This is a genomic window from Xanthomonas sp. NCPPB 2866 (assembly GCF_041475745.2).
In the GTDB taxonomy this organism is placed as follows: domain Bacteria; phylum Pseudomonadota; class Gammaproteobacteria; order Xanthomonadales; family Xanthomonadaceae; genus Xanthomonas; species Xanthomonas arboricola.
The window spans coordinates 222,925-247,675 of record NZ_CM192975.1; the positions used below are offsets into that span (position 1 = coordinate 222,925).

Sequence of the window (24,751 nt, forward strand, 5' to 3'; positions counted from 1 at the left end):
ATCGCGGCCTGGCGTGCAGCACCAGCTAAAGGCAGTTGCATCAGATCCCAGCGCCGCAGATGCTGTCCCGATTCCCGATTCCCGATTCCCGATTCCCGATTCCCGATTCCCGATTCCCAATCCCCAATCCCCAATCCCCAATCCCCAATCCCCAATCCCCAATCCCCAATCCCCAGCCTATGACCTTCCGCGAACCCGTCGACCTGGCCGCCCTCAACGCCTCCAGCCGTGACACCTTGATCGAACATCTGGGCATCGTGTTCACCGCCGCCGGCGACGACTGGCTGAGCGCCACCATGCCGGTGGATGCGCGCACCAAGCAGCCATACGGCCTGCTGCACGGCGGTGCGTCGGTGGTGCTGGCCGAAACCCTGGGCAGCAGCGCCGGCAACCTGTGCGTGGATATGACCACCCAGATCTGCGTCGGGCTGGAGATCAATGCCAATCACCTGCGCGCCGCCACCGATGGCCTGGTCACCGGCACTGCGCGTGCGGTGCATGTGGGGCGCAGCACCCAGGTCTGGGACATCACCATCGAAAATCCAGCCGGCAAGCGCGTCTGCGTCTCGCGGCTGACCCTGGCCGTGGTCCCGCGCAGCAATGGCTGAGTACGCCGTGCAAGTGCATGGGTGGAACAGCGCCACCCGCGGCGGGCACTGCGCGCAGGCCACGCTGCTGTCACAATAGTTGCGCTTCCTTCCCCTGGTACCGGTCCGGTTCCGTCAATGAGCGAGTCATCCCTGGACGCCACGCGCGACGCTGGCAGCGTGCTGCGTTGGTTCCGGTACCTGTATCGGGTGCCGTTGTTGCTGGTGCATCTGAGCATCTGCCTGCCGATCACCATGCTGTGCGTGGTGGCGCCGCCGCTGGCGCGCATCCGCACCGGGCGCGACGACACCCTGGACGAGCTGATGATCCGTTGGTGGCAGGGCAACCTGATGCGCATCTTCGGCTTCCGCCTGCGGCGCTTCGGCATCCCGCTGCCGGGCGCGACCCTGTTCGTGGCCAACCACGTCAGCTGGGTCGACATCTCGATGCTGCACAGCCAGCGCGTGATGGGCTTTGTGGCCAAGCGCGAGATCGCCGGCTGGCCGCTGGTCGGCTGGCTGGCGACCAAGGGCCAGACCATCTTCCATCAGCGCGGCAATACCGAATCGCTGGGCGGGGTGCTGCAGGAAATGCTGCTGCGCCTGCGCAGCGGCAAGCCGGTGGGCGTGTTCCCCGAAGGCCGCACCCGTGGCGGTACCGAAGTCGGCCCGTTCCACGCACGCATCTTCCAGGCCGCGGTCGAGGCCGGCGTGCCGGTGCAGCCGGTGGCACTGCGCTACGGCGAGCGCGGCAATGCGCAGGCAGTGGTGGCGTTCGGCGAGCGCGAGAGTTTCTTCGCCAATATCGTGCGTCTGCTCGGCGAGCCGTCGCGGCTGGCCGAGGTGCATTTTCTCGAGCCGATCCGCGCGCTGGATATCGAAGGCCGGCGCCGCCTGGCCGATACCTCGCGGCAACGCATCATTGCGGCAATGGAGTCCTGAGCCGACGATGCAAGCGCTCATCACCCCTGCGGCTGGCACCCCCTTGTCTGGCCCGATGAGCGCATGAACGCCTCCGACTATCTGCCGCCGCGCTGGCTGCGCAATCCGCATGTGCAATCGGTGCTGGGCAGCAGTGCCTTGCGCCGGCTCCGCAGCCGCCAGTTGCTGGCCGCCAGCGGCGCGGTCACCAGCGAACACATTCTCGACGGCGGCGACGGCGTGCGCCTGCAGGGCTGGATGAGCATCCCGCCCGGCGATGCCCCAGTGCGCGGCACGGTGCTGCTGCTGCATGGCTGGGAAGGCAGCGCTGACTCCAATTACATGCGGCTGACCGCCGCGCGCCTGCTCGGCCTGGGCTATCAGGTGTTCCGGCTGAATTTCCGCGACCACGGCGGCACGCACCACCTCAACGTGGACCTGTTCCACTCCGATCGCATCGAGGAAGTGGTCAATGCGGCGGGCGATCTGTGGCGGCGGTTTCCCGCGCCGCAGCTGCTGGCGGCGGGCTATTCGCTGGGCGGCAATTTCGCGTTGCGGCTGGCGCTGCGGGCACCGGCGGCCGGGCTGCCGCTGGCGCGCGTGGCGGCGGTGTGCCCGTTGCTGGATCCGGCGGCGACGATGCTGCAGCTGGAGAAGGGCCCGCAGTTCTACGATTGGTATTTCCGCCGCAAATGGCGCGAGTCGCTGCTGCGCAAGCGCAAGCTGTTCCCCGATCAGCACGGCTACGACGACGCCACGCTGGCGCTGGACATGCGCGGGCTGATGGCCTGGCTGGCCGAGCAGCACACCGGGCATGGCTCGCTGGAAGCGTATTTCGACAGTTATTCGATCGCCGGCGAGCGCCTGGCCGGCCTGCAGGTGCCGGTGGACATCCTGATGGCCGAAGACGACCCGGTCATTCCGTTCGAGGATTTCGCCGCCTGGCAGCTGCCGGCGCATGCGCAGCTGGAAATCGCGCGCTGGGGCGGCCACTGCGGCTTTCTGGAAAATGCCCGCGGCGATGGTTTCGCCGAACGCTGGGTGGCCGAGCGGCTGGCGGCGCAGGGGTAGGTCGGCGGCACCCCGCGCATCGTTACAATAGGCGTTTGTCCTGGACACGCCCTCCGCCATGCAAGACGCCATTCTTCAAGCCCTGCGCCGCAACGCGGCCGACGATGCGGTGGCGCTGGCCCGCGAGTGGGTCCTCAGCGCGCCCGAAAACGCCGCCACGCATCGCTGGCTGGGCCTGGCCCTGCAGCAGCAGGGTCAACCGGCGCTGGCGCTGGCCAGCATCGAAACCGCGCTGACGCTGACGCCGGGAGATGCCGATCTGCATCTGCTGCGCGCCGGCCTGCTGCTGGCGATGCGCGAGCTGTCGGCAGCGGACGACGCGTTGTCGCGCACCACCGCGCTCGACCCCAACCAGTTCAACGCCTACGTGATGCAGGCGCATCTGGCGGTGGCGCGCGGCGATCTGGACGAGGCGCAGCGGCTGAGCCGCACTGCCGCGCGTCTGGCGCCCGAGCACCCGCAGTTGCTGGCCGTCGATGGCGTGGTGGAACTGCGCCGCGGCCAGGGCGAGCGCGCGCTGTCGCTGCTGACCCGCGCCGCCGAGCAACTGCCCGACGACCCGCGGGTGATGTTCGCGCTGGGCTTTGCGTATCTGCAGAAGGAGCATTTCGCGTTTGCCGAGCGCGCCTTCGAGCGCGTGGTCGAGCTCAATCCACCGGGTACGGCGCTGCGCGCCTTCATCGCTCAGCTGGCCCAGCGCCAGGGCCGCCTGGACGATGCGCTGGCCGCGATGCAGGGTGTGTTCGCCCAGCCCGGCGGCGATCTCCCGGCCATGCGCCGGCTCGCCGGCGAGATGGAGTTGCAGGCCGGCCGCCCCGACCAGGCCGCCGCGCACCTGCGCCTGGCGCTGGCGCACTGGCCGGCCGACCGCCGCACCTTGCATGCCTTGCTGACCGCCTGGGAGCGGCTGGGTGCGGTGGACGATGCGCGCGACACCCTGGACGCGGCGCTGGCCACCTCGGCCAATGCGCACGACCTGTGGCTGGCGCGGCTGGCGGTGGAGCCGGTCGGCGGGCCGCAGGCGCAGGCGGTGATCGAGCGCTGGCTGCTGGCCATGCCCGAGCATCTGCCGGCACTGGAAGCGCTGATGCGCGTGCACGACATGCAGGGCCATGCCGAACAGGCGGAAATGGTGGCGCGCCAGATCGTGGCGGTGGAGCCGGGCCGCCTCAGCGGCGAGCAGCGCATCGTCGAGGCGCTGCTGGAGCGCGACCCGCCGGCGGCGATCGCCTGCGTGCAATCGCTGATCGACTCGCTGCCCGAGCCACAGCAGACCGTGCTGCGGCCGTGGCTGGGCAATGTGCAGGACCGCGCCGGCCAGCCCGAGGCGGCCGTGGCGACCTGGATGCAGTTCCAGCGCGAACAGGCCCAGCACCGCCTGCCGTTGCCGCCGCTGGCCGCCAAGCAGCCGATGCAATGGCCGGAGCTGGGGACCATTCCCGAGAGCGTGACGGCACGGCCGCTGTTCGTGTGGGGCACGCCCGGCTCGCATGTCGAACGCCTGGTCGCGGTGATGGGCGCGGCCACCCCGCTGGTGCGCGACGACCGTTATGGCAGCACGCCGCCGTCCGATGCGCTGCAGAGCTACCGCACTGTCGAGCAGCTGGCGTCCGGCGAGCTGGCGCCGATGGCGCTGGTGGAAGGCTGGAAGGCGCAGCTGCCGCGGCGCGGCATCGACGACGGCAACGTCATCGACTGGCTGCTGTGGTGGGACAACACCCTGCTGACCGCGCTGCGCCCGCACCTGCCCGAAGGCCGGTTGGCGATCGCGCTGCGCGACCCGCGCGACATGCTGCTGGACTGGCTGTCGGCCGGCGCGCCGGCACCGCTGGCCGTGCAATCGCCACAGCAGGCCGCCGACTGGCTGTTGACGGCGCTGGAACAGCTCGCCGTGCTGCACGAGCGCGATCTGTATCCGCACCGGATCATCCGCCTGGACGGCATCGAGAGCGACCCGCAAGGCATTTCCACCGCGCTGGAACAGGCGTTCGGCCTGCGCTTTCCGCTGGTCGAACCGCGCGGCCCGGCCCGCCTGGCCGCGGGTCGCTGGCGCAACTACCGCAATGTACTGGGCGCGCAATTCGATCTGCTCACGCTGATCGCGGTGCGCTTCGGTTACCCGCAGGACTGAGCACCGCTCAGCATGGCTGCGCTCACTGTCGGTGGGCGCGGCCGACGCCCGATGCGGCATGCCATCGGCAGCGCAGCCCGCACCAACCCGTAGGAGCGGCCCCGGCCGCGACAAGGCGTTACCGATGAACGCGGCCACCGACGATGCAGCGTCACCAGTAGGTCCGTCGCGGCCAGGTCCGCTCCTACGAATGGGGGCAGATTGGCCGGCGAACGAATGTGGCGCTCCCTGCCCGGTGGGCGCGGCCAGCGCCCGGGGCGGCCTTTGGCGGCGCAGCCCGCACCACCCCGTAGGAGCGGCCCCGGCCGCGACGAGGCGTTACCGATGAACGCGGCCACCGACGATGCGTCGCCACCGAATGATGTGGCTTTACCGATAACGCCGCGTCGCGGCCAGGTCCACTCCTACGAATCGGGGCAGGTTGGCCGGCGAACGAATGTGGAGCTCCCTGCCCGGTGGGCGCGGTCGGCGCCTGGGGCGGCCTTCGGCGGCGCAGCCCGCGCCACCCCGTAGGAGCGGCCCCGGCCGCGACGAGGCGTTACCGATGAACGCGGCCACCGACGATGCGTCGCCACCGAATGATGTGGCGTTACCGATAACGCCCCGTCGCGGCCAGGTCCGCTCCTACGCTCGGTGCGGATTGGCCGGCTGAATATGGCGCTCCCTGCTACGCGCACGCGGGCGCTGCAGTGTCCACTTTGCCGATGCATGATCACGCGGCCACGGCGTTCGCTGGCGTGGTGAACCGGCCGCGATAAACCCGGCCGGGCGCACCAGAGGGTTCCATGGCGATGGCTTCCTCTGCGGCGCGGACCCAGGCACCCTGGTCGGCCTCATTGCCTCGGAGACTCCTGCATGCGCCTGACCAGCAACAGCATCGAAAACGGCAAGCCCATCGCGGTGGAATTTGCCGCCGGAACGCCCGAGGGCTTTGCGCCTAACCGCAACCCGCATCTGGCCTGGAGCGAGGTGCCGCCCGGCACGCGCTCGTTCGCGCTGCTGTGCCTGGATCCGGATGTGCCGACCGTGCCGGAAACCGTGGGCCGCGACGACGTGCAGATCCCGGTCGATCAGCCACGCACCGATTTTGTGCATTGGGCGATGGCCGATATCCCCGCCGACGTGCATGAGATCGCCGCAGGCAGCTGCAGCGACGGCTTCGTGCCCAAGGGCAAGCAGCAGCCGGCCGGCCCCGCCGGTGCGCGCCAGGGCCTGAATTCGTATACCGAATGGTTTGCCGGCAATGCCGACATGGCCGGCAATTATCTGGGCTACGACGGCCCGTACCCGCCGTTCAACGATCTGCGGGTGCACCGCTATTTCTTCCGCGTGTTTGCGCTGGACGTGGCGCAGCTCAGCCTGCCCGAGACCTTCACCGCAGCCGATGTGCTGTCGGCGATCCAGGGCCACGTGCTGGCCGAGGCGGCGTTGCACGGCACCTACACGCTGAATCCGGCGCTGCGCTGACGGCAACGCACGGTCCTGCGCCACCGGTCAGGTCGGCGCGGGGCCGGTTGTGGCCAACGGCGACCTTGGTGCGTGCTGCGTCAATCGCACGATCGCCGCCACACCGGGTCAACCGTTGGCTTCGATCATCTGCTCGAGCACGTACACCGGCGCGCCGTCCGTGCCTGCGGCGGCCGGGTAGCGGGTGACGCGCAGCAGGGTGCGGATGCCGGCCTCGTGCTCGAAGCCTTCGATCTTGCCCTCGAAGACTTGCCAGGTCTGGGTGACAGGCTGCCCTGCCGCATCCTGTTCGCGCAGTTGCAGGCATTGGCGCGCCGGGTCGGACCCGCATGCCACGGTATCGGCCGCCACTTCGATCAGCAGCGTCTGGCCGCGGCCGCCGTAGCGGGTGTCGGCCGTGGCGACACCGCCGAACACCAGCCGGGTGCCGTCGCTGCGGGTCAGGGTCAGCTGCGGCGAGGTCTGCGCGGTGTTCAGCGCCACCGCGAAGCGGCCGGACAGCAACTCGCTGGCAGCGCGCTCCTGGGCCATCCGCCGCGGTTGCGCGCACAGGCGTTTGCTCGACACCACCCGGCCGATCTGCAAATGCGCCTGCGCCACGCTGTAGTCGGCGCCCAATGCGTTGCAGGTCTGGCTGACCTGGATGCGGTGATCGCTGAAATCCAGCTGCAAGGGCGGTGTGCCGGCGACGAACAGGCTGCGCAAGGCAGTGCCGTGCGCATCGCTGGCCTGCTGCAGCTGCCAGTGTTGCGCCCGCAACGCGGCCTGCAGTGGCGCGTTGTCGGCGGCGATTGAGCTGGTCGTGGCCGGCTCGGCGGCAGCGGCGTCGGCGCTGGATCCGGGCGCCTGCGGCGGCGCGCTCGACCCGCAAGCCGTCACGCCCGCTGCCAGCAGTGCAGGGGCAAACAACACGGCACGCATGCGGCGGCTCCCGGTGATCGATATGTCAGTGATACCGCCACCGCGCGGCCAGGGCAATGACGCAAGTCACTGCCCGGCCATGTGCCTCGCATGCCGCGCCGGCTCACCCGGCACGACACGCGACCGCGTGGCCGTCTCAGGCCAGCGCCGGCAGCCACAGCAGCAGGGCCGCGCCCAGCACGATGCGGTAGACCGCAAACACCGTGAAGCGGTGCTTCTTGATGTAGCCCAGCAACCACTTCACCACCACAAAGCCGGTGATGGTCGCCGCCACGAAGGCCACCGCCACATCGGCCCAGTTCTCGCTGCCGAAGCCGCCTTCCTTGTACATCTCCAGCAGGGCATACCCGCTGGCCGCGAACATGGTCGGGATGCCCACCATGAACACGAAATCCGCCGCCGCCGAGCGCTTGCTCAGGCCCAGCAGCATGGCCAGGAAGATCGCCGAGGCCGAGCGCGAGGTGCCGGGGAACACGCCGGCGACGACCTGCGCCAGACCGACCGCGATGGCCACTTTCCAGGTCACCACATCGCGCTCGGGCAGTTTGCCGGCAAAGTGCTCGGCCACCAGCATCCACAGCCCGCCGATCAGCAACGCCCAGGCCACCGGCTGCACGGTTTCCGGCAGCTGCCAGCCGGCCTTGCGCACGATCAGCCCGACCACCGCGGTGACCAGGAAGGCCACACCGATCTTGAGCACGTAGTCGCGGTTGTCGCGCTGGCCCAGGCCGGTGGCCAGGGTCCACAGCTTCTGCCGTAGCGCCAGGCAGATCGCCAGGATCGCGCCGGCCTGGATGACGATGTTGAAGAAGTCAGAACGGCGTCCGAGCCATTGTTCGGCGATCAGCAAGTGGCCGGTGCTGGAGATCGGCAGGAATTCGGTGAGGCCTTCGAGAATGCCCAACAGCAGGGCGGAAATCAGATCGGACATCGGACTGGAGAGGGGATGGGGGACGCGTCAGGATAGTGCATTGCGGCATGCACCATATCGGTGCACCATGCGATTGCTTAGCACCTAAAAGGTGCTAGCTAGACGTGAGCGGCCTCAAGCGATGCAAGCAAAATCAAGGACTTGTGAAGATCCGGCGCTTGGCATGGTCCCTGCTGTAGTTCCGCTCACGAGCCACTTAACTCCTGCAGAGGTTTCTTCCGATGTCCGTGGAAAATGTTGAAAAGCTGATCAAGGACAACAAGGTCGAGTTTGTCGACCTGCGCTTCGTCGATATGCGTGGTGTACAGCAGCACATCACCTTCCCGGCCAACATCATCGAGCCGGCGCTGTTCGAAGAAGGCAAGATGTTCGACGGCAGCTCAATCGCGGGTTGGAAGGGCATCAACGAGTCGGACATGGTCCTGCTCCCGGACGCCGGCACTGCGTATCTGGATCCGTTCTTCGCCGATCCGACCATCGTGCTGACCTGCGACATCCTCGATCCGGCCACCATGCAGAGCTATGAGCGCGACCCGCGCGGTATCGCCAAGCGTGCCGAGGCCTACCTGAAGTCCTCCGGCACCGCCGACCAGGCGTTCTTCGGCCCGGAGCCGGAATTCTTCATCTTCGATTCGGTGCGCTTTGCCAACGACATGGGCCACACCTTCTTCCAGGTCGGCTCGGAAGAGGCTGCCTGGAACACCGGCGCCAAGTACGACGGCGGCAACAGCGGCTACCGTCCTGGCGTGAAGGGTGGCTACTTCCCGGTTCCGCCGACCGACACGCTGCACGACCTGCGCGCGGAAATGATCAAGACGCTGGAACAGGTCGGCATCGAGACCGAGGTGCACCACCACGAAGTGGCCACCGCTGGCCAGTGCGAGATCGGCACCAAGTTCAGCTCGCTGGTGCAGAAGGCCGACGAACTGCTGACGATGAAGTACATCATCAAGAACGTTGCCTACCGCAACGGCAAGACCGCGACCTTCATGCCCAAGCCCATCGTGGGCGACAACGGCTCGGGCATGCACGTGCACCAGTCGCTGACCAAGGGCGGCGTCAACCTGTTCTCCGGCGACGGCTACGGCGGCCTGTCGCAGATGGCGCTGTGGTACATCGGCGGCATCTTCAAGCACGCACGTGCGATCAACGCCTTCTCCAACTCCGGCACCAACAGCTACAAGCGCCTGGTCCCGGGCTTCGAGGCGCCGGTGATGCTGGCCTATTCGGCCCGCAACCGTTCGGCCTCGTGCCGCATTCCGTGGGTCACCAACCCGAAGGCGCGCCGCATCGAGATGCGCTTCCCCGATCCGTTGCAGTCCGGCTACCTGACCTTCACCGCGCTGATGATGGCCGGCCTGGACGGCATCAAGAACCAGATCGACCCGGGCGCGCCGAGCGACAAGGACCTGTACGACCTGCCGCCGGAAGAAGAGAAGCTGATCCCGCAGGTCTGCTCCAGCCTGGATCAGGCGCTGGAAGCGCTGGACAAGGACCGCGAGTTCCTCAAGGCCGGCGGCGTGATGAGCGACGACTTCATCGACGGTTACATCGCGCTGAAGATGCAGGAAGTGACCAAGTTCCGTGCTGCGACCCACCCGTTGGAGTACCAGCTGTACTACGGCAACTGAGTTCCACCGCGGTGATGGCGGAGGCCCCCCCTCCCACCTCCGCCATCGCCGCACATGTTTGATCGCTCCACGGCACCGGCCGGGGAGCGAAGGGGTATTGAGAGAGCACACAGTTCGCGACGCGCGGGCCTGACCTCTCCCACGGGGCGGATGCATCTGCATCGGCCGAGGTCTGCGTAATCGCGAACGCGCGGATGCCGGGGTTGGCATCCAGGTGAATGACACCGCCGGGCGGCGCAATGCCGGCCGGTCTTTTCCACCATTCGGGGTATGCGCATGAAATTGATCACCGCCATCATCCGGCCGTTCAAGCTCGACGAGGTCCGCGAGGCCCTGTCCGCAGCAGGCGTGTCGGGCATCACCGTGACCGAGGTCAAGGGTTTCGGGCGCCAGAAAGGCCACACCGAGCTGTACCGCGGCGCCGAGTACGTCGTCGATTTCCTGCCCAAGATCAAGATCGAGACGGTGGTGACCGACGACCGGCTGGACGCAGTGGTCGAGGCGATCCAGAACGCCGCCGGCACCGGCAAGATCGGCGACGGCAAGATCTTCGTGACCGCGATCGAGCAAGTCGTGCGCATCCGCACCGGCGAGATCGGCGCCGATGCGCTCTGAGTCCCCCACCCCCGGAGTTCTTATGAAGACAGCCCTTTTTGCCGGGTGGAAAGCCCGGTTCTACAGTGTCTGCATGCTGATGCTGTTCAGCGCGCTGGTGGTGGGCGGCATGGGCAGCGCGCACGCGCAGTCCACCCCGCAGGTCACCCCGCTGCCGACCGAACCGGTCACCACCGAACCGCTGCCGTCGGCGCAGCCGCCCGCCGCACCGGTGGCCGCCGCCGAAGCCGCGCCGGTGGTGGAGAAGGGCGATGTCGCCTGGATGCTGACCTCCACGCTGCTGGTGCTGCTGATGGTGGTGCCGGGCCTGGCGTTGTTCTACGGCGGCATGGTGCGCGCCAAGAACGTGCTGTCGGTGCTGATCCAGGTCGCGGTGGTGTTCTCGCTGCTGACCATCCTGTGGGTGGTGTACGGCTACAGCCTGGCGTTCTCCGGCGAAGGCCCGTGGATCGGCAATCTGGACAAGGCGCTGCTCAAGGGCGTGACCATCGAGACGCTGGCAGCCACCTTCACCAAGGGCGTGAGCCTGCCGGAATACGTGTTCGTGGCGTTCCAGGCGACCTTTGCCGGCATCACCGGCGCGCTGATCGTCGGCGCCTTTGCCGAACGCGCCAAGTTCGCCGCGGTGCTGCTGTTCTCGGTGATCTGGTTCACCTTCGGCTACCTGCCGCTGGCGCACATGGTCTGGGCCACCGGCGGATACCTGTTCGGCCTGGGCGCGCTGGATTTTGCCGGCGGCACCGTGGTGCACATCAATGCCGGTATCGCCGGCCTGGTCGGCGCCTACTTCGTCGGCAAGCGGGCCGGCCTGGGCCGTGAGGCGATCAAGCCGCACAACGTGACCCTGACCTTCGTCGGTGCCTCGCTGCTGTGGGTGGGCTGGTTCGGCTTCAACGCCGGCTCCAACCTGGAAGCCAATGCCGGTGCGGCGCTGGCCTTCCTCAACACCTTGCTGGCCACCGCGGCCGCCATCCTGGGCTGGTCGCTGACTGAGAAGATCATCAAGGGCAAGTCGTCGGCGCTGGGTGTGGCTTCGGGCATGGTCGCCGGCCTGGTCGGCATCACCCCGGCCTGCGGCACCGTGGGTCCGTTCGGTGCGATCGTCATCGGCCTGGCCGCCGGCGTGCTGTGCGTGTGGGGCGTCACCGGCCTGAAGCGCCTGCTGGGCGCCGACGACAGCCTGGACGTGTTCGGCGTGCATGGCCTGGGCGGCATCATCGGCGCCATCCTGACCGGCGTGTTCTCGGCGGCCTCGCTGGGCGGCCAGAAGGGCGGCGATTACGACATCGTGCATCAGGTCGGCATCCAGGCGCTGGGCGTGGGCATCACCCTGGTGTGGATCGGCGTGGTGTCGGTGGTGGGCTTCCTGGTCGCCAAGCTGGTGTTCGGCCTGCGCGTCACCGAAGAAGCCGAGCGCGAGGGCCTGGATATCACCTCGCACGGCGAAGCGGCATACGAGTCCTGAGCATGCACACCCGCGGCCACGCTGCCGCGGGTGGCGCAACGACCCGGCCGGGACAGCCGTGCCGGGTCCGTTTTCCCCGTTGCCCGACTGGGCGCGGACCAACTGCCGAGGTGCCTGCATGACCAGCCCCACGCCTGTGACTGTCGGCGCGGATGCCCGCTGGATCGGTGCGACCTGCTGCCATCCGGCCCCGATTCCTTGCCTGCATGCTTCGTTCTGCGCGCCATATGCGCAGGCCGATCGTGCTTGCACTAAATTGGTGCAATGCTGATGTCGTCCATTCTCCCGTCGCTGGACAGCCTGGGCACACCGGTGGCCTGGGCCGACCGCGAGGGCCGCGTGCTGGGCGTCAATCCGGCCTTCGCGCGCTGGCTCGGGGTCAGTGCGCGGCGTCTGGTCGATCAACCGCTGGCCGCGCTGGAAGTGCAGGGCGATGCGCTGGCCCGTTTCCTGCTCAACGACGAGCGCGACGTGCTGCGCCTGCATCGGCTGGCATTGGGCCTGCCCAATGACGCGCCGCGCTTTGCCGAAGGCTGGCTGTCGCGGCTGGACGACGGCGGCTGGCTGCTGGAAACCCATCCGGTCGACGAATTCCCCGCGCTGGATCCCACCCACGCGCTGCCCAATGCCTTGAGCGCCGCGCTCAAGGGGCTGGCGCACGAACTGCGCAATCCGTTGGCCGGGCTCAAGGGCGCGGCGCAGTTGCTGGCGCGGCGCTCGGCCGGGCGCGACGAGGACGAGCGCGAGCTGATCGAGTTGATCGGCACCGAGATCGAACGCCTCAATACCTTGCTCGAACGCCTGCTCTCGCCCACGCCGGCGCGCCCGCACGACCGCCTCAACATCCACGTCGTGCTCGAGCGTGTGCTGCGCCTGGCCGAGGCCGAGGGCGGCTGGTCGGTGCAGGTGCAGCGCGATTACGACCCCAGCATTCCCGACATCCTCGGCGATGGCGACCGCCTGACCCAGGCGGTGTGGAATCTGGTGCGCAATGCGTTCCAGGCCGGCGCCACGCGGGTGACCCTGCGCACCCGCGTCGAGCACGGCCAGCGCATCCGCGACCGCGTGCATGCGATGTCGCTGCGGCTGGAGATCATCGACGACGGCGGCGGTGTGCCGGAGGAACTGGCCGAGCACCTGTTCCTGCCGCTGGTCAGTGGCCGCGCCGAGGGCAGCGGCCTGGGTCTGGCGCTGGCCCAGCAGGTCTCGCGCGAACACCACGGCACGCTGACCTACCGCTCGCGGCCGGGACATACCGTTTTCACCCTGCTGTTGCCCGAGCTGGCCGGCGATCACGACAAGGAGCATCTGCATGGCTGAGGCCGCCGCCGCATCCCACCACATCTGGGTGGTCGACGACGACCGTTCGGTCCGCTTCGTGCTGTCCACCGCCTTGCGCGATGCCGGCTACGCCGTGGATGGCTTCGAGAGCGCCGCCGCCGCACTGCAGGCACTGGCCATGCGGCCCACCCCGGATCTGCTGTTCACCGACGTGCGCATGCCCGGCGAAGACGGCTTGAGCCTGCTCGACAAGCTCAAGTCCAGGCACCCGCAACTGCCGGTGATCGTGATGTCGGCCTACACCGACGTGGCCAGTACCGCCGGCGCCTTCCGCGGCGGCGCGCACGAGTTCCTGTCCAAGCCCTTCGATCTGGACGATGCGGTGGCCTTGGCCGCACGCGCGCTGCCGGATGCCGATGCCGGTGTCGAGGAGATCATCGGGACGCCCTTTGCAGAAGGCTCGGCCTCGCTGATCGGCGACACCCCGGCGATGCAGGCGCTGTTCCGCGCGATCGGCCGGCTGGCGCAGGCACCGCTGTCGGTGCTGATCAATGGCGAGACCGGTACCGGCAAGGAACTGGTGGCGCGCGCGCTGCATAACGAATCGCCGCGCGCGCGCAAGCCCTTCGTCGCGCTCAACACCGCCGCCATTCCCGCGGAACTGCTGGAAAGCGAATTGTTCGGCCACGAAACCGGCGCCTTCACCGGCGCCACCAAACGCCACATCGGCCGCTTCGAACAGGCCGACGGCGGCACGCTGTTCCTGGACGAAATCGGCGACATGCCGCTGCCGCTGCAGACCCGTTTGCTGCGCGTGCTGGCCGAGAACGAATTCTTCCGCGTCGGCGGGCGCGAGTTGATCCGCGTCGATGTGCGCGTGATCGCCGCCACCCACCAGGACCTGGAGGCGCTGGTCGAACAAGGCCGCTTCCGTGCCGACCTGTTGCATCGCCTGGACGTGGTGCGCCTGCAATTGCCGCCGCTGCGCGAGCGCCGCGGCGATATCGCGCAGCTGGCCGAGAATTTCCTGGCCATGGCCGGGCGCAAGCTCGACATGCTGCCCAAGCGGCTGTCCTCGGCTGCACTGGAACAACTCCGCCAATACGATTGGCCCGGCAACGTGCGCGAGCTGGAAAACGTCTGCTGGCGTCTGGCCGCCCTGGCCACTGCCGACATCATCGACGTGGTGGACGTGGAATCGGCACTGGCGCGCGGCGGCCGCCGCCAGCGTGCCGGCCGCGGCGACGGGCAATGGGACGAGATGCTCTCCAGCTGGGCTGCGCAACGCCTGAGCGAAGGCGCCCAGGGCCTGCATGCCGAAGCCCGCGAACGCCTGGACAAGACCCTGCTCGAAGCCGCCCTGCAACTCACCCAGGGCCGCCGTGCCGAAGCCGCCGCCCGATTGGGTCTGGGCCGCAACACCGTCACCCGCAAACTCGGCCCAGGCCGCAAACGCCGCTGATCTGGCGCTAAAGCCCCTCTCCCATGGGAGAGGGGGTGGGGTGAGGGTCGCTGTGCCGATGGAAGCGCTACTGCACGCGCATCTATCCCAACGATGCCTCGATCGAGCTGAGGCTGCCCGACATTGCCTGCGGCAAGCGTTGCTGAGTGGCACGCCGCCGCATCCTTGCGCTCGATGACGCCATCGCAGTTCTAACGTGCCGACGCCATCGTCCAAGCAGCTCACGACACGTGTACTCGGCGCCTCGCACACCATCCCAACAACCTGCGTCCCATCGACCCGCACCTCCAACAACCCGAGCATCCACACCAACCCCGTAAACTCCTGTGCTGCCAGCGGCGCATTTCATGACATGTGAACATGCGCCCGCATAGGTTTTCAGCCTGATCAGGAGAACAGCTCGATGCGTTACCGGTCGTCCACGATCGTTGCCCTCACCGCGCTGGCGCTTGCCGCCTGCAGCAGCACGCCACCGCCTCCGCCACCACCGCCCCCGGCGGCGCGGGTGGTGCCCGTGCGTCCGGTCCAGCAGGCCGAAGCGGCGCTGGCATCGGCATCGGGCAGCCTGGTCAGCGGTCGGGTGGTGCTGGTCCCTGCGCTGCAAGGCATCCGTATCACCGGCACGGTCGGTGGTCTGCGCCCGGGCGGCGTGGCCGGTTTCCATGTGCACGAACGCGGCGATTGCAGCGCCGCCGACGCCAGCAGTGCCGGTGCGCATTTCAATCCGACCGGTGCGGCGCACGGACGTGCCGGCAACACTCCCCACCACGCCGGCGACATGGACAATCTGCGTGCCGATGCCGAAGGTGTCGCACATCTGGACATGATCGTTGCCGGCATCACCCTGGGCGATGCCGCGCCCACCGACGTGGTCGGCAAGTCGCTGGTGGTGCATGCCGACGCCGACGACTATCGCAGCCAACCCAGCGGCAATGCCGGCGCACGTCTGGCCTGCGGCGTCATCCGCGTCACCCAGTGGCGCACACCCCCTTCGCAGCCCTGAGTCGGGGCACCCCTGGCTGCAGCTGCGGCCTTTCCACAGGAGTTTTCTCATGCGCATTCTTCCAACGACGTTGTTCCTGGCCACCGCGCTGGTGCTGACCGCGTGCAAGCGCGACGAACCCGCTCCGGCCGATCCTGCACCCGCACCGCAGGCCGGCGCAGCGGCCGAAGCGGCGCATGGCGGTGAGCACGCCGCGTCCATGGTCACCGAAGCGGCGGCCACCACCACCGCCACCGCCGAGCTCAAGCCGACCAAGGGCAGCGACGTCAAAGGCACGGTGAGCTTCAAGATCGTCGACGGCGCGCTGCGCGTCACCGGCCAGCTCAGTGGCCTCAAGCCCGACAGCGAACACGGCTTCCATATCCACGAAAAGGGCGATTGCAGCGCACCGGACGGCAGCAGCGCCGGCGGCCACTTCAACCCGGCCCAGTCCGATCACGGCGCCGTCAGTGCCGATCCGCACCACGGCGGCGACATGCCCAACATCAAGGCCGATGCGCAGGGCAATGCCAGCATCGATGGCCCGGTGTCGAGCAACGTCAATCTGGGCAAGGCCGACCAGTTCGATATCGCCGGCCACGCGGTGATCGTGCACGCCGATGCCGACGACTACAAAACCCAGCCCACCGGCAACGCCGGCGGCCGTCTGGCCTGCGGTGTGATCACCACCGACAACGCCCCAGCTGCAGCCAAGTAAGCAGGAAAGGCCAGCAGCCAGGCAAAACGCCGCGGTGATCGATTACCGCGGCGTTGTTGTTTCTGGGCTGCGGTGGGGAGCGATCCGGTCCTGCGGCGTGCCGGCACTAGTGCATCCGGCACGCCGCATGTCGCGTGCTGCATGCTTCCTGTTGAATTGTCGGTACATCTCGAACCGTCGATACACCGCACACCGGGTACACCGCACAGGCGACCAACGTCGTTGGCTTGCGCAAGACCCGCGTCATCGGCACTCAGTAATTCGGCCACAGCCCCGGCGTCGCCAGCTCCAGCAGATGCGCATCCGGATCGCGGAAGTACAGGCTGTGCCCGCCGCCCGGCCATTGCGTGCGGCCCTCGATGGGCACGTCGCAGGCCTGCAGGTGTGCCTCCCATCCAGCCAGCGCATCGGTGGCGATGGCAAATGCGAAATGCGCGCGCCCGCTGCCATCGTGCGGCGGAATCGTGCCGCCCGGCAGCGTGACCGTGGCGGCGGTGCTGCCCTGCAGGAACAGCAGCAGCACCTGCCCGGGTGCGATTGCGTACGCGGCCATGCGCGTGTCGCGATACATGGCTGCCAGTCCCAGTACGTGGGCATAGAACGCGCATGCGCGCTCCAGGTCGGCCACATACACGCCGGTTTCCAGTACGCCCTGCAACGCCGGCGCTGTGGAAGCCGGCGTCTGGCTCACGCGGCCAATGCCTGGCGCGGATCCTGGCCCGGTTCCACATGCACGTACAGTACCGGCAGGCCATGCGCTTCCAGCACTGCGGCCATCTGTCGCTGACGCGAGAGGAATTGTTCGTAGACGCCGCGCAGGCGTTCGCAATTCTCGCGGTCGTGCGCGTAGTAATCGCACCAGCCGGCCGGGTCGAACAGCGCAATGCGCACTTCGCCCTCGACATAGCGCAGCACCGGCTCGGGCGGCTGTTCCAGCCACTCTTCGGTATGCGGCGCCAGCAGGGCGGCTTCGATCAGCGGCCACAACGGGGCCAGGCCCTGGTTGTCGTACTGCATCGAAATCATCGCCGCCAGATCGTTCGCGGTGAGATACCGCGCATGTTCGATGCGTGCGCCGAAGCTTTCCTGCGCCAGCAGCGCGGTATCGGCCTGCGCCATGCCCTGGGCCAGCAGCACTTCTTCCATCGCATCGGCCACCGTCGCCACGATCAGCGGATCGCCGGAGAGCAGGAACGGCAGCACGCGCAGGCCGCCGCCGGTCAGCTGCGCGTCGGCCTGGAAGGGCAGGGGGATCTCGCCCTGCGCATCGGCGCCGAACGCCAGCACACGCGGGCCCTGATCGCGCCCGGGCGCGCGCGCATGCAGCTCGTCCAGCCGGCGATGCAGCGGCCAGCCCGGCCGCAGTACCTCGGCCGGGTCGAAGTGCGCCATTGCCACGCTGAGCTCGAGCTCGCGGACTTCGGGGATCCACTGCGCCAGGTCGCGGCCGATGCGTTCGGCCAGCATGCCGGCCTGCTCGGGCGCCAGGGCGCCGCGCTCGGGGGCGGTGCCGCCCGTCAATTCCAGCGCCATCACACCCATGGCGGTCACGCCGTGTTCGGTCTTGCTCATGATTCGCGGTTGGCCCATCACGGGGTCGAAGCTACACTGCGGCCATTATGCCTGCCGGCCCTGTGCAGGCCATGTCCCCGAGTCCTCCATGCCAGGTCAACCGATGCCCGCAGCCCGTCCCGTCGCCATTCTGGGCGGCGTTCGTATCCCGTTCTGTCGTCAGAACACCGCTTACGCGGACGTGGGCAACCTGGGCATGTCGGTGCGCACGCTGGGGGCGCTGGTCGAGCGCTTCGGGCTGCACGGGCAGCAACTGGGCGAAGTGGCGATGGGGGCGGTGATCAAGCACTCCTCGGACTGGAACCTGGCGCGCGAGGCGGCGCTGTCGTCCGGGCTATCGCCGCTGACGCCGGGCATCACCCTGCAGCGTGCCTGCGGCACCAGCCTGGATTCGGTGATCACCATCGCCAACAAGATCGCGCTGGGCCAGATCGATTCGGGCATCGGCGGCGGCTCGGACACCACCTCCGAAGTGCCGATCGTCTACGGCAAGAAGCTGCGCGCGCGGCTGATGGCCGCCAACCGTGCCAAGGCCACCGGCGACAAGCTCAAGGCGCTGCTGCGCGGCTTCAAGCTGAGCGAGCTCAAGCCCGAATTCCCCGGCGTGGCCGAGCCGCGCACCGGCAAGAGCATGGGCGACCACTGCGAGGACATGGCCAAGGAATGGAACATCTCGCGCGACTCGCAGGACGAATGGGCGGTGTCCTCGCACCACAAGTTGGCCGCCGCCTATGAGCGCGGCTTCTTCGACAGCCTGATCGCGCCGTTCCGCGGCGTCTCGCGCGACAACATCCTGCGCGCCGACACCTCGCTGGAAAAACTGGCCACGCTGCGTCCGGCCTTCGACAAGATCTCCGGCCGCGGCACGCTGACCGCGGCCAATTCCACCCCGCTCACCGATGGTGCGGCCGCGGTGCTGCTGTCCAGCGAAGCCTGGGCGCTGGCGCATGGCCACACCCCGATGGCCTATCTGCGCGATGCGCAGGTGGCGGCGGTGGATTTCGTGCATGGCGAAGGCCTGTTGATGGCGCCGACCATTGCGGTGCCGCAGATGCTGGCGCGTCAGGGCCTGACCCTGCAGGACTTCGACATCTACGAAATCCACGAGGCCTTCGCCGCGCAGGTGCTGTGCACGCTGCGCGCCTGGGAAAGCGAGGATTACTGCCGCAATCGCCTGGGGCTGGAAGCGCCGCTCGGCCGTATCGACCCGGACAAGATCAACCCGCTGGGCTCGTCGCTGGCCACCGGCCACCCCTTCGCCGCCACCGGCGCACGCGTGGTGGCCACCGCCGCCAAGCAACTGGAAGAACGTGGCGGCGGCCGTGCATTGATTTCGATCTGCACCGCTGGCGGCATGGGCGTGGTGGCCATCGTCGAGCGCTGACGCTGCTGCGCAGCGTGGGATTGGGCATTCGGGATTGGGGATTCGCAAAAGCAGAAGCGGACTCCTGGTTTTTACGAATCCCCAATTCCCAATCCCGAATCCCCAACCTGCAAGGACGCATGGATGTTTACTGATGGATCCCGCGAGCCGCCCAGCCTGTACCTGCCTCCGGCCAATGGCGATGTGTGGCGCGAAGGCGATGTGCTGGTGTGCACGCCGGGCGCCGATCTGCCGCCGCGTTGCGTCAAGTGCAATGCGCCGGCGGACATCTCGCCGCGCCGCTACATCTTCCATTGGCATCACCCGGCGATCTATCTGGCCCTATTGATGGGGGTGCTGCCGTATCTGATCCTGGCCATCGTGCTGCGCAAGCGCAGTGCGCACGTGCTGAGCCTGTGCGCGTGGCATGAGCGCCGCCGCGTGCAGTGTGTCGCCATCGCGATGGCGTCAATCGTGCCGTTGTTGGTCGGGGTGCTGTGGATCGGTGGCGCGACCGGCTGGCTGACCGGTGCCGGTGTGATGGCGGTGATGCTGTTGATCGGCAGGCGCGGTTCGCGCGTGCTGTCGGCGCAATCGGTCGATCACGAGCAGGCACGTTATTTCGGTGCCTGTGATGCGTTTTTGCGCGCATTGCCAGCGCCGCCCCGGGAATCGCGCGATTGGTGATCTGCGCCGCTATGTTTGCAGATAGCTTTGTAACGTCCATGCGTTGCCATCTCCGCGGACGTGAGGACGGGCCGGCAAACGTTGCCGACGGCGCTTCTGCCCTGATCTAGAAAACCAAAAGCCCCGGACATGCCGGGGCTGATGGTGAGTCCACGCATCGCCGCAACGGCGATCAGACCTCAGATCAAAGCACGCGATCGTCCGGTGCGAGCGGATCGGCCGGCGGCGTTGCATACGCCGATACGATCGGCCCGCGCAGCGATTGCTGCGGCAAGCCCTCGTGCACCGGCTCGCCGCGTGCGGCGCGCAGGGCGTTGGCGTAGCAATGCTGTGCAGACAGCAGGTCGCCCGCGGCGGCAAAGCCGTGGCCGAGTTCTTCCCAGGCCTCGCTGCCCGCGCCATTGGCCACCGCGCGATGCAGGAACTCTTCGGCCTGCGACCACTGCTGCTGGTGACGGGCCAGGCGCGCCAGGGTCAGCAACAGGCCCGGGCTGTCCGGGTACTGGGCCAGCCAACGCTGCGCACTGGCGCGGCGCGAATCGTATTTTTCCAACGCCAGCACGCCATACAGGCGCACCAGCGATTCGTCCCACTGCGTGTCCAGCGCCTGCTCCAGGCTGTGCACTGCCGCGTCGTCCCAATGCAGCGCCGCGGCGCGCTGTGCATAGGCGCCTACCACCGCAGGATAGGTACGCAGCGGTTTGGGCAGCGCTTCCCAGCGTTCGGCCAGGGCATTGGCATCGCCGGCCTGCAACAGCGTCTGCTCGGCCAGCGTCGCTTCCAGGGCGCTGTAGGCCTCCGGTGCCAGTACCGCCTGCTGACGCAATGCGCCCAGCTGGCCGTAAGCCTCGTCGGCGCGGCCGATCTGCGCCAGGGCGTGCGTGCGCAGCAGCAGGCCGCGCGCCGGCAGCGGCTGGGCGTTGGCATGATCGAGCGCATTGATGGCCTCGACCGGGCGTTGCCGCGCCAGATGCCGCTCGCCCTGCAGCAACGCATGCGCGGTGGGGTCGCGCTCTGCCAATTGCTGGGCCAGCGCGTTCGCCGCCACTTCGTCGCCGCGTGCATCGGCGACCCGCACTGCGCTGGCCAGGGCGATGCCGCTGACCTCCGCATCCTCGCTGGCGTTGACCAACAGGCGCTCGGCACGCTGCCACTGGCCGTGATCGGCTGCGCGCAGGCCTTCGATCAGGCGGGCGCGGCCCTTCCTGCGACGGTACTTGCCCCAGACCCGGAACGGCAGGCTGACCAGCGTCCACACCAGCCACAGCACCAGCAGCGCGATGACCAGGATCAGCAGCGCCTGCGGCATGGCGGCGCGGTAGTCGTTGCCGCCGACGCTGACCACCACATTGCCCAGGTCGTAACTGGTCTGATGCGACAGCCATTGCGCACCGAGCACGCCCAGCGCCACGGCAACCAACAGGATCAAGACGGTACGCAACACTTTCATTGGGTGGATCTCCCTTCACGCATGGCCTGCAGTTGCAGCAGGGTGGTGCCCAGTTCCGGCAGGCGCGGACGCAGTGGCGCTTGTTGCAGCGTGCGCAGGCGGGTACGTGCCTGGCGACGTTGTGGCGAATCCGGCCATAGCCGGGTGGTCCAGGTGTCCACCCGGCGCAGCGATTGCGCAAAGCCGGCGGCATCGCCGCGCTCGGCCGCAGCGCGGGCCAGGCTGACTTCGATCTGCAAGGCGTCGCGCGCGGCGTGGCGATCGCCGCCGGTCAGCAGCGCATCGCCACGGCTGGGACGGATGTCCACCAGCGGTGTGAGTGCTTTCTGCCACCACGGCTGCGCTGCTTCGCTCTCTTGAGCGGTCTGTTCGGGCAGGCGCAGCAGGTCGCCGGCCAACTGGTCCAGGGTGTTGCCGGCCTGCGCCTGCGGACCGGCGCCCAGGCGATCCAGCGCGTCGCGTTCCTGTACCAGCGCCTGGCGGAGGTTGAGATAGCCGGGATCGTCGATGCCATTGAGTGCGGCATTGGCCAGTGCGTAGGCGCGGCGCGCACCGTCGGCGTCGCCGGCGATGCTCAGCCGCTGCTGGCCCAGCCGCAGCAGCAGTTCCACTTCATCCAGCCGCAGCGCCTGTGCACCGTGGCGGTTGGGATCGGCAAGCTTTTGCACGGTTTCTTCGAGCAAGGCGCTGCGTTGGCTCAGGCCGAGCATCTCGTCGCGCAGCACGCGGTTGGTGGCTGCCGCATCCGCCAGGCGTTCGTTGGCCAGGCGTTGGTCGCGGCGCAAGGTCTCCAGCATCTGCTGCGTGCCATCCCAGCGCTGCTGCTGCGCTTCGGCGGCCTGCAGTTGCGCACTTTGATAGCCCTGCCATGCGCGCCAACCGAAGAACAGCGCCACGCCCACGGCGGCCAGCGCGACGACGAGCAGCAGCCATGCCAAGGGAAAGCGTCGCGTGGAAGCGGGCATTTCGGTCATTCGTCCATCCTCGCGCGGTCACGACGGGTGCAGGTGCCGCAGTCATCTGCCACAGCATGGCGTGCAGCGGCAGACAGCCGCAAGCCGTGCTTGAGTTCGAAGTTCAGCAAGATCGCGATGGTGTCACGATCGCGGCGGCGGCAGCGGCCAATTGCTCGGGCAAGGGACCTGCGGCGCGCAGCACCTGCTGGAAGCCGGCGGCGTGTGCGGCTTGCAGCATGCGCTCGCTGGAGGCCACCAGCGGGCGTTGCCGTAAGGCGTCGATCAGCGGTCCAGGCAGTTGCTGCAGCACCAGCGTCAGCGCTTCGGCGCTGCTCAGCGCCAGCACGCTAGCGGGCAGCGCGTCCGCCAGGGCACGCACTGCCGATGCGCGCAGGCGCAACGGCACGCGCTGATAGACATCGGCGCGCAGGATGCGGGCGCCCCGCTGCTCCAGCGACGGCGCCAGCATGCCGCGCCCGCCCGGGGCGGTGACCAGCCCGACGGCCTGCAGCGGTTGCCGGAACAGCGGCAATGCGAGCAGGCCCTCGCTGTCCATGCGCGCCGGGCGTATCACCGTGTCGATGCCGCAGGCCTGCAGCGCGCGCGCAGTGCCGTCTCCCACGCTCACCCACTGCGCCTGCGCCGGCCGCTGCAGCGGCGCCAGACGATGCGCCGCGTGCACTGCGGCCGGGCTGGTGAACACCGCGATCGGCGCGTGCAAGGCCTGCCGCAATGCAGCCCGTGCCTGCGGGGTGTCGTTGGTCTGCAGCCGCCACGGCGACAGCGCCAGCAGCCGTCCGCCGTGCCGCGCGGCGGCCCGCCGCAGTGGCGCGTGTTCACCGCTGGGCCGCAGCGAAATCAGGGTCCAGGCGTCGGCAGCTGGGGCGGGAGGTGTCATCCAGTGATTATGCGAGAGCCGTGCGTTATCGGGGGCGGGTGTCGCGCGCTGCGCTGGCGCTGGCGGCGATTCGATCCTCGCGCGCTGTCTGGCCTTTGCGTGCCTGCTCGACGCCATGCCTGCGTTTCTGCGGCCAGAACCTCGTCTCCGGGTCTGTGCCGATGACCGCTACCGCCCACGATCCGCCACGACGATCGAGCTGGAGTGGCGCCGTGATCAAGTCCTACCTCATCAACATGCAGCGCAGCGGCGAGCGCCTGCAGGCGATGTCGACGCGGTTCCAGGCACTGGGCCTGCCGTTCGAGCGGATTCCCGCAGTCGATGGCGCCACCCTGACGCCTGCGCAGATTGCCGACTTCGCACGCGAGCGGCCGCTGGAAGGCTCCGGGGATGCCTTCAGCACCGGCCCGCGCAAGTGGACCGCCTCCAACATCGGGTGCTTTCTGAGCCATCAGGCCGCGTGGCGCATCGCAGCCCACTCCGACGACGCCTACACCGCCATCTTCGAAGACGACATGCATCTCTCCGACGCGCTGCCGGCGCTGCTGCGCAGCAGCGAGTGGCTGCCGGGCGGCAACAGCATCGTGCGGCTGGAACCGTCCTACAACCGCATCAAGCTCGATGCCAAGGTTGCCGAAGTCGGTGGCCGGCAGCTGCGCCTGGTGCGTCCCTCGACCCACCAACACTGCTGGCCGGTCTGCGCCGGTGCGCTGATCCTCAGCCGCGATGCGGCGCGCCTGCTGCTCGCGGCCGACGCGCGCTGGCACACCATGGCCGACATTTTCCTGTTCGGCTGGAACGAATCGCCGGTCGCACAGCAACTGTCCACCTATCAGCTGGCGCCGGCGGCCTGCATCCAGGACAAGTTCTTCCACGCCGCCCCGGAGCAGATCGTGTTCACCAGCACCATCGATGCGCCGTTGACGCACGCGCAACGGCAGCGCAGCGCGCATTGGAAGGCCAAGGCCACCGCGTTGCTGCGGTTGGCGCAGGGCTATCGCAAGGTCGTGTTCGCGCCCTGAGCCGGGCAAGACCCAGGCATGCGGCGACGCGATGCCGTACGCGTTCACCATGCGGTACCGCATGTCATTCCAGTGCACAAGACGCTCGCGGAACATTGCGGCATGATGCCGCCCTTCGCCGTCTTCCAGCCTTCGCCGATGACTCCTTCGTGCACGCTCGCATCCGCCCTGCAGTCGCTGCAGCAACAGTTCGTCGCCATGCCGCCGGTCCTGTCGATGGGCATTGCCGTCGACGGCTTGCATGACGGCGCCTTGCGCTTGCGTGCGCCGCTGCAGGCCAACGTCAACGACAAGGCCAACGCGTTCGGCGGCAGCCTGGCTTCGTTGATGACGCTGGCCAGCTGGGGCTGGCTGACGCTGCAACTGCAACTGGCCGGGCACAGCGCCGATGTCTACGTGGCCGACAGCCAGCTGCGCTACGTCGCCCCGGTCTATGAAGACCTGGTGGCCAATGCCGAGCCGTCCGAACTCGGCAGCTGGGAGGCGTTCCTGGCGACCTTCCGGCAGCGCGGCAAGGCGCGCATCGGCATGCGTGCGCAGATCGCGCTGGGATCCGGTGCGGCGGCGGCCACCCTGAGCGGGCGCTTCGTGGCGTTTCCAAAACGGTAGGATGCGCGCTG

23 protein-coding genes are annotated in these 24,751 nt (G+C 68.3%); 16 read left to right on the plus strand and 7 right to left on the minus strand.

The window, feature by feature from the left end; translation table 11 throughout:
• The first annotated feature begins 179 nt into the window (after positions 1 to 179).
• The 5 genes from ACCQ04_RS00895 to ACCQ04_RS00915 all read left to right on the plus strand — a co-directional run bounded on the left by ACCQ04_RS00895 (position 180) and on the right by ACCQ04_RS00915 (position 6,177).
• Positions 180 to 608, plus strand: a complete 429-nt coding sequence (locus tag ACCQ04_RS00895; RefSeq protein WP_024939490.1) for a hotdog fold thioesterase — start codon at positions 180 to 182, stop codon at positions 606 to 608.
• A 21-nt stretch (positions 609 to 629) separates the two neighbouring features.
• The gene (locus ACCQ04_RS00900) at positions 630 to 1,529 is read left to right on the plus strand and encodes a lysophospholipid acyltransferase family protein (RefSeq protein ID WP_226427068.1); all 900 of its coding nucleotides are present in this window, start codon (positions 630 to 632) and stop codon (positions 1,527 to 1,529) included.
• Between the two features lie 63 nt (positions 1,530 to 1,592).
• A complete protein-coding gene (locus ACCQ04_RS00905) occupies positions 1,593 to 2,579 on the plus strand; it encodes a YheT family hydrolase (protein WP_166771508.1) in 987 nt (328 codons plus the stop codon).
• Positions 2,580 to 2,637: 58 nt separating this feature from the next.
• Positions 2,638 to 4,710, plus strand: a complete 2,073-nt coding sequence (locus ACCQ04_RS00910; RefSeq protein ID WP_226427067.1) for a tetratricopeptide repeat protein — start codon at positions 2,638 to 2,640, stop codon at positions 4,708 to 4,710.
• Positions 4,711 to 5,565: 855 nt separating this feature from the next.
• Positions 5,566 to 6,177: a YbhB/YbcL family Raf kinase inhibitor-like protein gene (locus tag ACCQ04_RS00915; protein ID WP_102255369.1), complete on the plus strand. Its 612-nt coding sequence runs from the start codon at positions 5,566 to 5,568 to the stop codon at positions 6,175 to 6,177.
• Between the two features lie 108 nt (positions 6,178 to 6,285).
• On the opposite strand, the gene ACCQ04_RS00920 is transcribed toward ACCQ04_RS00915, so the two are convergent.
• Both ACCQ04_RS00920 and ACCQ04_RS00925 read right to left on the minus strand, forming a co-directional pair.
• Positions 6,286 to 7,098, minus strand: coding sequence for an META domain-containing protein (locus ACCQ04_RS00920; protein WP_226427066.1), 813 nt, complete (start codon positions 7,096 to 7,098; stop codon positions 6,286 to 6,288).
• Positions 7,099 to 7,234: 136 nt separating this feature from the next.
• Positions 7,235 to 8,029, minus strand: a complete 795-nt coding sequence (locus ACCQ04_RS00925; RefSeq protein WP_016903412.1) for an undecaprenyl-diphosphate phosphatase — start codon at positions 8,027 to 8,029, stop codon at positions 7,235 to 7,237.
• Between the two features lie 221 nt (positions 8,030 to 8,250).
• Between ACCQ04_RS00925 and glnA the strand changes: the two genes are divergently transcribed.
• The 7 genes from glnA (at position 8,251) to ACCQ04_RS00960 (ending at position 16,183) form a co-directional block, all read left to right on the plus strand.
• Positions 8,251 to 9,660 carry a type I glutamate--ammonia ligase gene (gene glnA / locus ACCQ04_RS00930; RefSeq protein WP_016903411.1) on the plus strand — a complete coding sequence of 470 codons (1,410 nt, stop codon included), beginning with the start codon at positions 8,251 to 8,253 and terminating at the stop codon, positions 9,658 to 9,660.
• Between the two features lie 276 nt (positions 9,661 to 9,936).
• Complete coding sequence (locus tag ACCQ04_RS00935; RefSeq protein ID WP_002808480.1) at positions 9,937 to 10,275, plus strand: P-II family nitrogen regulator; 339 nt, start codon at positions 9,937 to 9,939, stop codon at positions 10,273 to 10,275.
• Between the two features lie 22 nt (positions 10,276 to 10,297).
• Positions 10,298 to 11,740, plus strand: a complete 1,443-nt coding sequence (locus ACCQ04_RS00940; protein WP_024940499.1) for an ammonium transporter — start codon at positions 10,298 to 10,300, stop codon at positions 11,738 to 11,740.
• A 264-nt stretch (positions 11,741 to 12,004) separates the two neighbouring features.
• Positions 12,005 to 13,060, plus strand: a complete 1,056-nt coding sequence (locus ACCQ04_RS00945) for a two-component system sensor histidine kinase NtrB (RefSeq protein WP_016903409.1) — start codon at positions 12,005 to 12,007, stop codon at positions 13,058 to 13,060.
• Complete coding sequence (gene ntrC, locus ACCQ04_RS00950) at positions 13,053 to 14,483, plus strand: nitrogen regulation protein NR(I) (protein ID WP_102255371.1); 1,431 nt, start codon at positions 13,053 to 13,055, stop codon at positions 14,481 to 14,483. Before ACCQ04_RS00945 ends, ntrC begins: the two co-directional genes overlap by 8 nt.
• Positions 14,484 to 14,886: 403 nt before the next feature.
• Positions 14,887 to 15,486: a superoxide dismutase family protein gene (locus ACCQ04_RS00955; RefSeq protein WP_039516513.1), complete on the plus strand. Its 600-nt coding sequence runs from the start codon at positions 14,887 to 14,889 to the stop codon at positions 15,484 to 15,486.
• A gap of 49 nt (positions 15,487 to 15,535) precedes the next feature.
• On the plus strand, positions 15,536 to 16,183 hold the full coding sequence (locus ACCQ04_RS00960; RefSeq protein ID WP_024940497.1) for a superoxide dismutase family protein: 648 nt from the start codon (positions 15,536 to 15,538) through the stop codon (positions 16,181 to 16,183).
• Between the two features lie 253 nt (positions 16,184 to 16,436).
• Here ACCQ04_RS00960 and ACCQ04_RS00965 read toward each other — a convergent pair whose 3' ends face one another.
• Positions 16,437 to 16,874, minus strand: a complete 438-nt coding sequence (locus tag ACCQ04_RS00965) for a VOC family protein (RefSeq protein ID WP_226427065.1) — start codon at positions 16,872 to 16,874, stop codon at positions 16,437 to 16,439.
• A complete protein-coding gene (locus tag ACCQ04_RS00970) occupies positions 16,871 to 17,755 on the minus strand; it encodes a hypothetical protein (protein ID WP_184515371.1) in 885 nt (294 codons plus the stop codon). Before ACCQ04_RS00970 ends, ACCQ04_RS00965 begins: the two co-directional genes overlap by 4 nt.
• Positions 17,756 to 17,843: 88 nt before the next feature.
• On the opposite strand from ACCQ04_RS00970, the gene ACCQ04_RS00975 reads away from it, so the two are divergent.
• Both ACCQ04_RS00975 and ACCQ04_RS00980 read left to right on the plus strand, forming a co-directional pair.
• Positions 17,844 to 19,139 carry an acetyl-CoA C-acetyltransferase gene (locus ACCQ04_RS00975; protein WP_226427064.1) on the plus strand — a complete coding sequence of 432 codons (1,296 nt, stop codon included), beginning with the start codon at positions 17,844 to 17,846 and terminating at the stop codon, positions 19,137 to 19,139.
• A 123-nt stretch (positions 19,140 to 19,262) separates the two neighbouring features.
• A complete protein-coding gene (locus tag ACCQ04_RS00980) occupies positions 19,263 to 19,805 on the plus strand; it encodes a hypothetical protein (protein WP_226427063.1) in 543 nt (180 codons plus the stop codon).
• Between the two features lie 184 nt (positions 19,806 to 19,989).
• Here ACCQ04_RS00980 and ACCQ04_RS00985 read toward each other — a convergent pair whose 3' ends face one another.
• The 3 genes from ACCQ04_RS00985 to ACCQ04_RS00995 form a co-directional block, all read right to left on the minus strand.
• A complete protein-coding gene (locus tag ACCQ04_RS00985; protein WP_226427062.1) occupies positions 19,990 to 21,255 on the minus strand; it encodes a heme biosynthesis protein HemY in 1,266 nt (421 codons plus the stop codon).
• Positions 21,252 to 22,229 (minus strand): uroporphyrinogen-III C-methyltransferase, encoded by a 978-nt coding sequence (locus ACCQ04_RS00990; RefSeq protein WP_065033162.1) that lies wholly within the window; start codon positions 22,227 to 22,229, stop codon positions 21,252 to 21,254. Before ACCQ04_RS00990 ends, ACCQ04_RS00985 begins: the two co-directional genes overlap by 4 nt.
• A gap of 103 nt (positions 22,230 to 22,332) precedes the next feature.
• The gene (locus ACCQ04_RS00995) at positions 22,333 to 23,109 is read right to left on the minus strand and encodes a uroporphyrinogen-III synthase (RefSeq protein WP_255618496.1); all 777 of its coding nucleotides are present in this window, start codon (positions 23,107 to 23,109) and stop codon (positions 22,333 to 22,335) included.
• 212 nt (positions 23,110 to 23,321) lie between these two features.
• On the opposite strand from ACCQ04_RS00995, the gene ACCQ04_RS01000 reads away from it, so the two are divergent.
• Entirely contained in the window at positions 23,322 to 24,131 is an 810-nt protein-coding gene (locus ACCQ04_RS01000; RefSeq protein WP_226427060.1) for a glycosyltransferase family 25 protein, read from the plus strand.
• A gap of 138 nt (positions 24,132 to 24,269) precedes the next feature.
• A complete protein-coding gene (locus tag ACCQ04_RS01005; RefSeq protein ID WP_024940488.1) occupies positions 24,270 to 24,740 on the plus strand; it encodes a YiiD C-terminal domain-containing protein in 471 nt (156 codons plus the stop codon).
• Positions 24,741 to 24,751 lie beyond the last annotated feature (11 nt).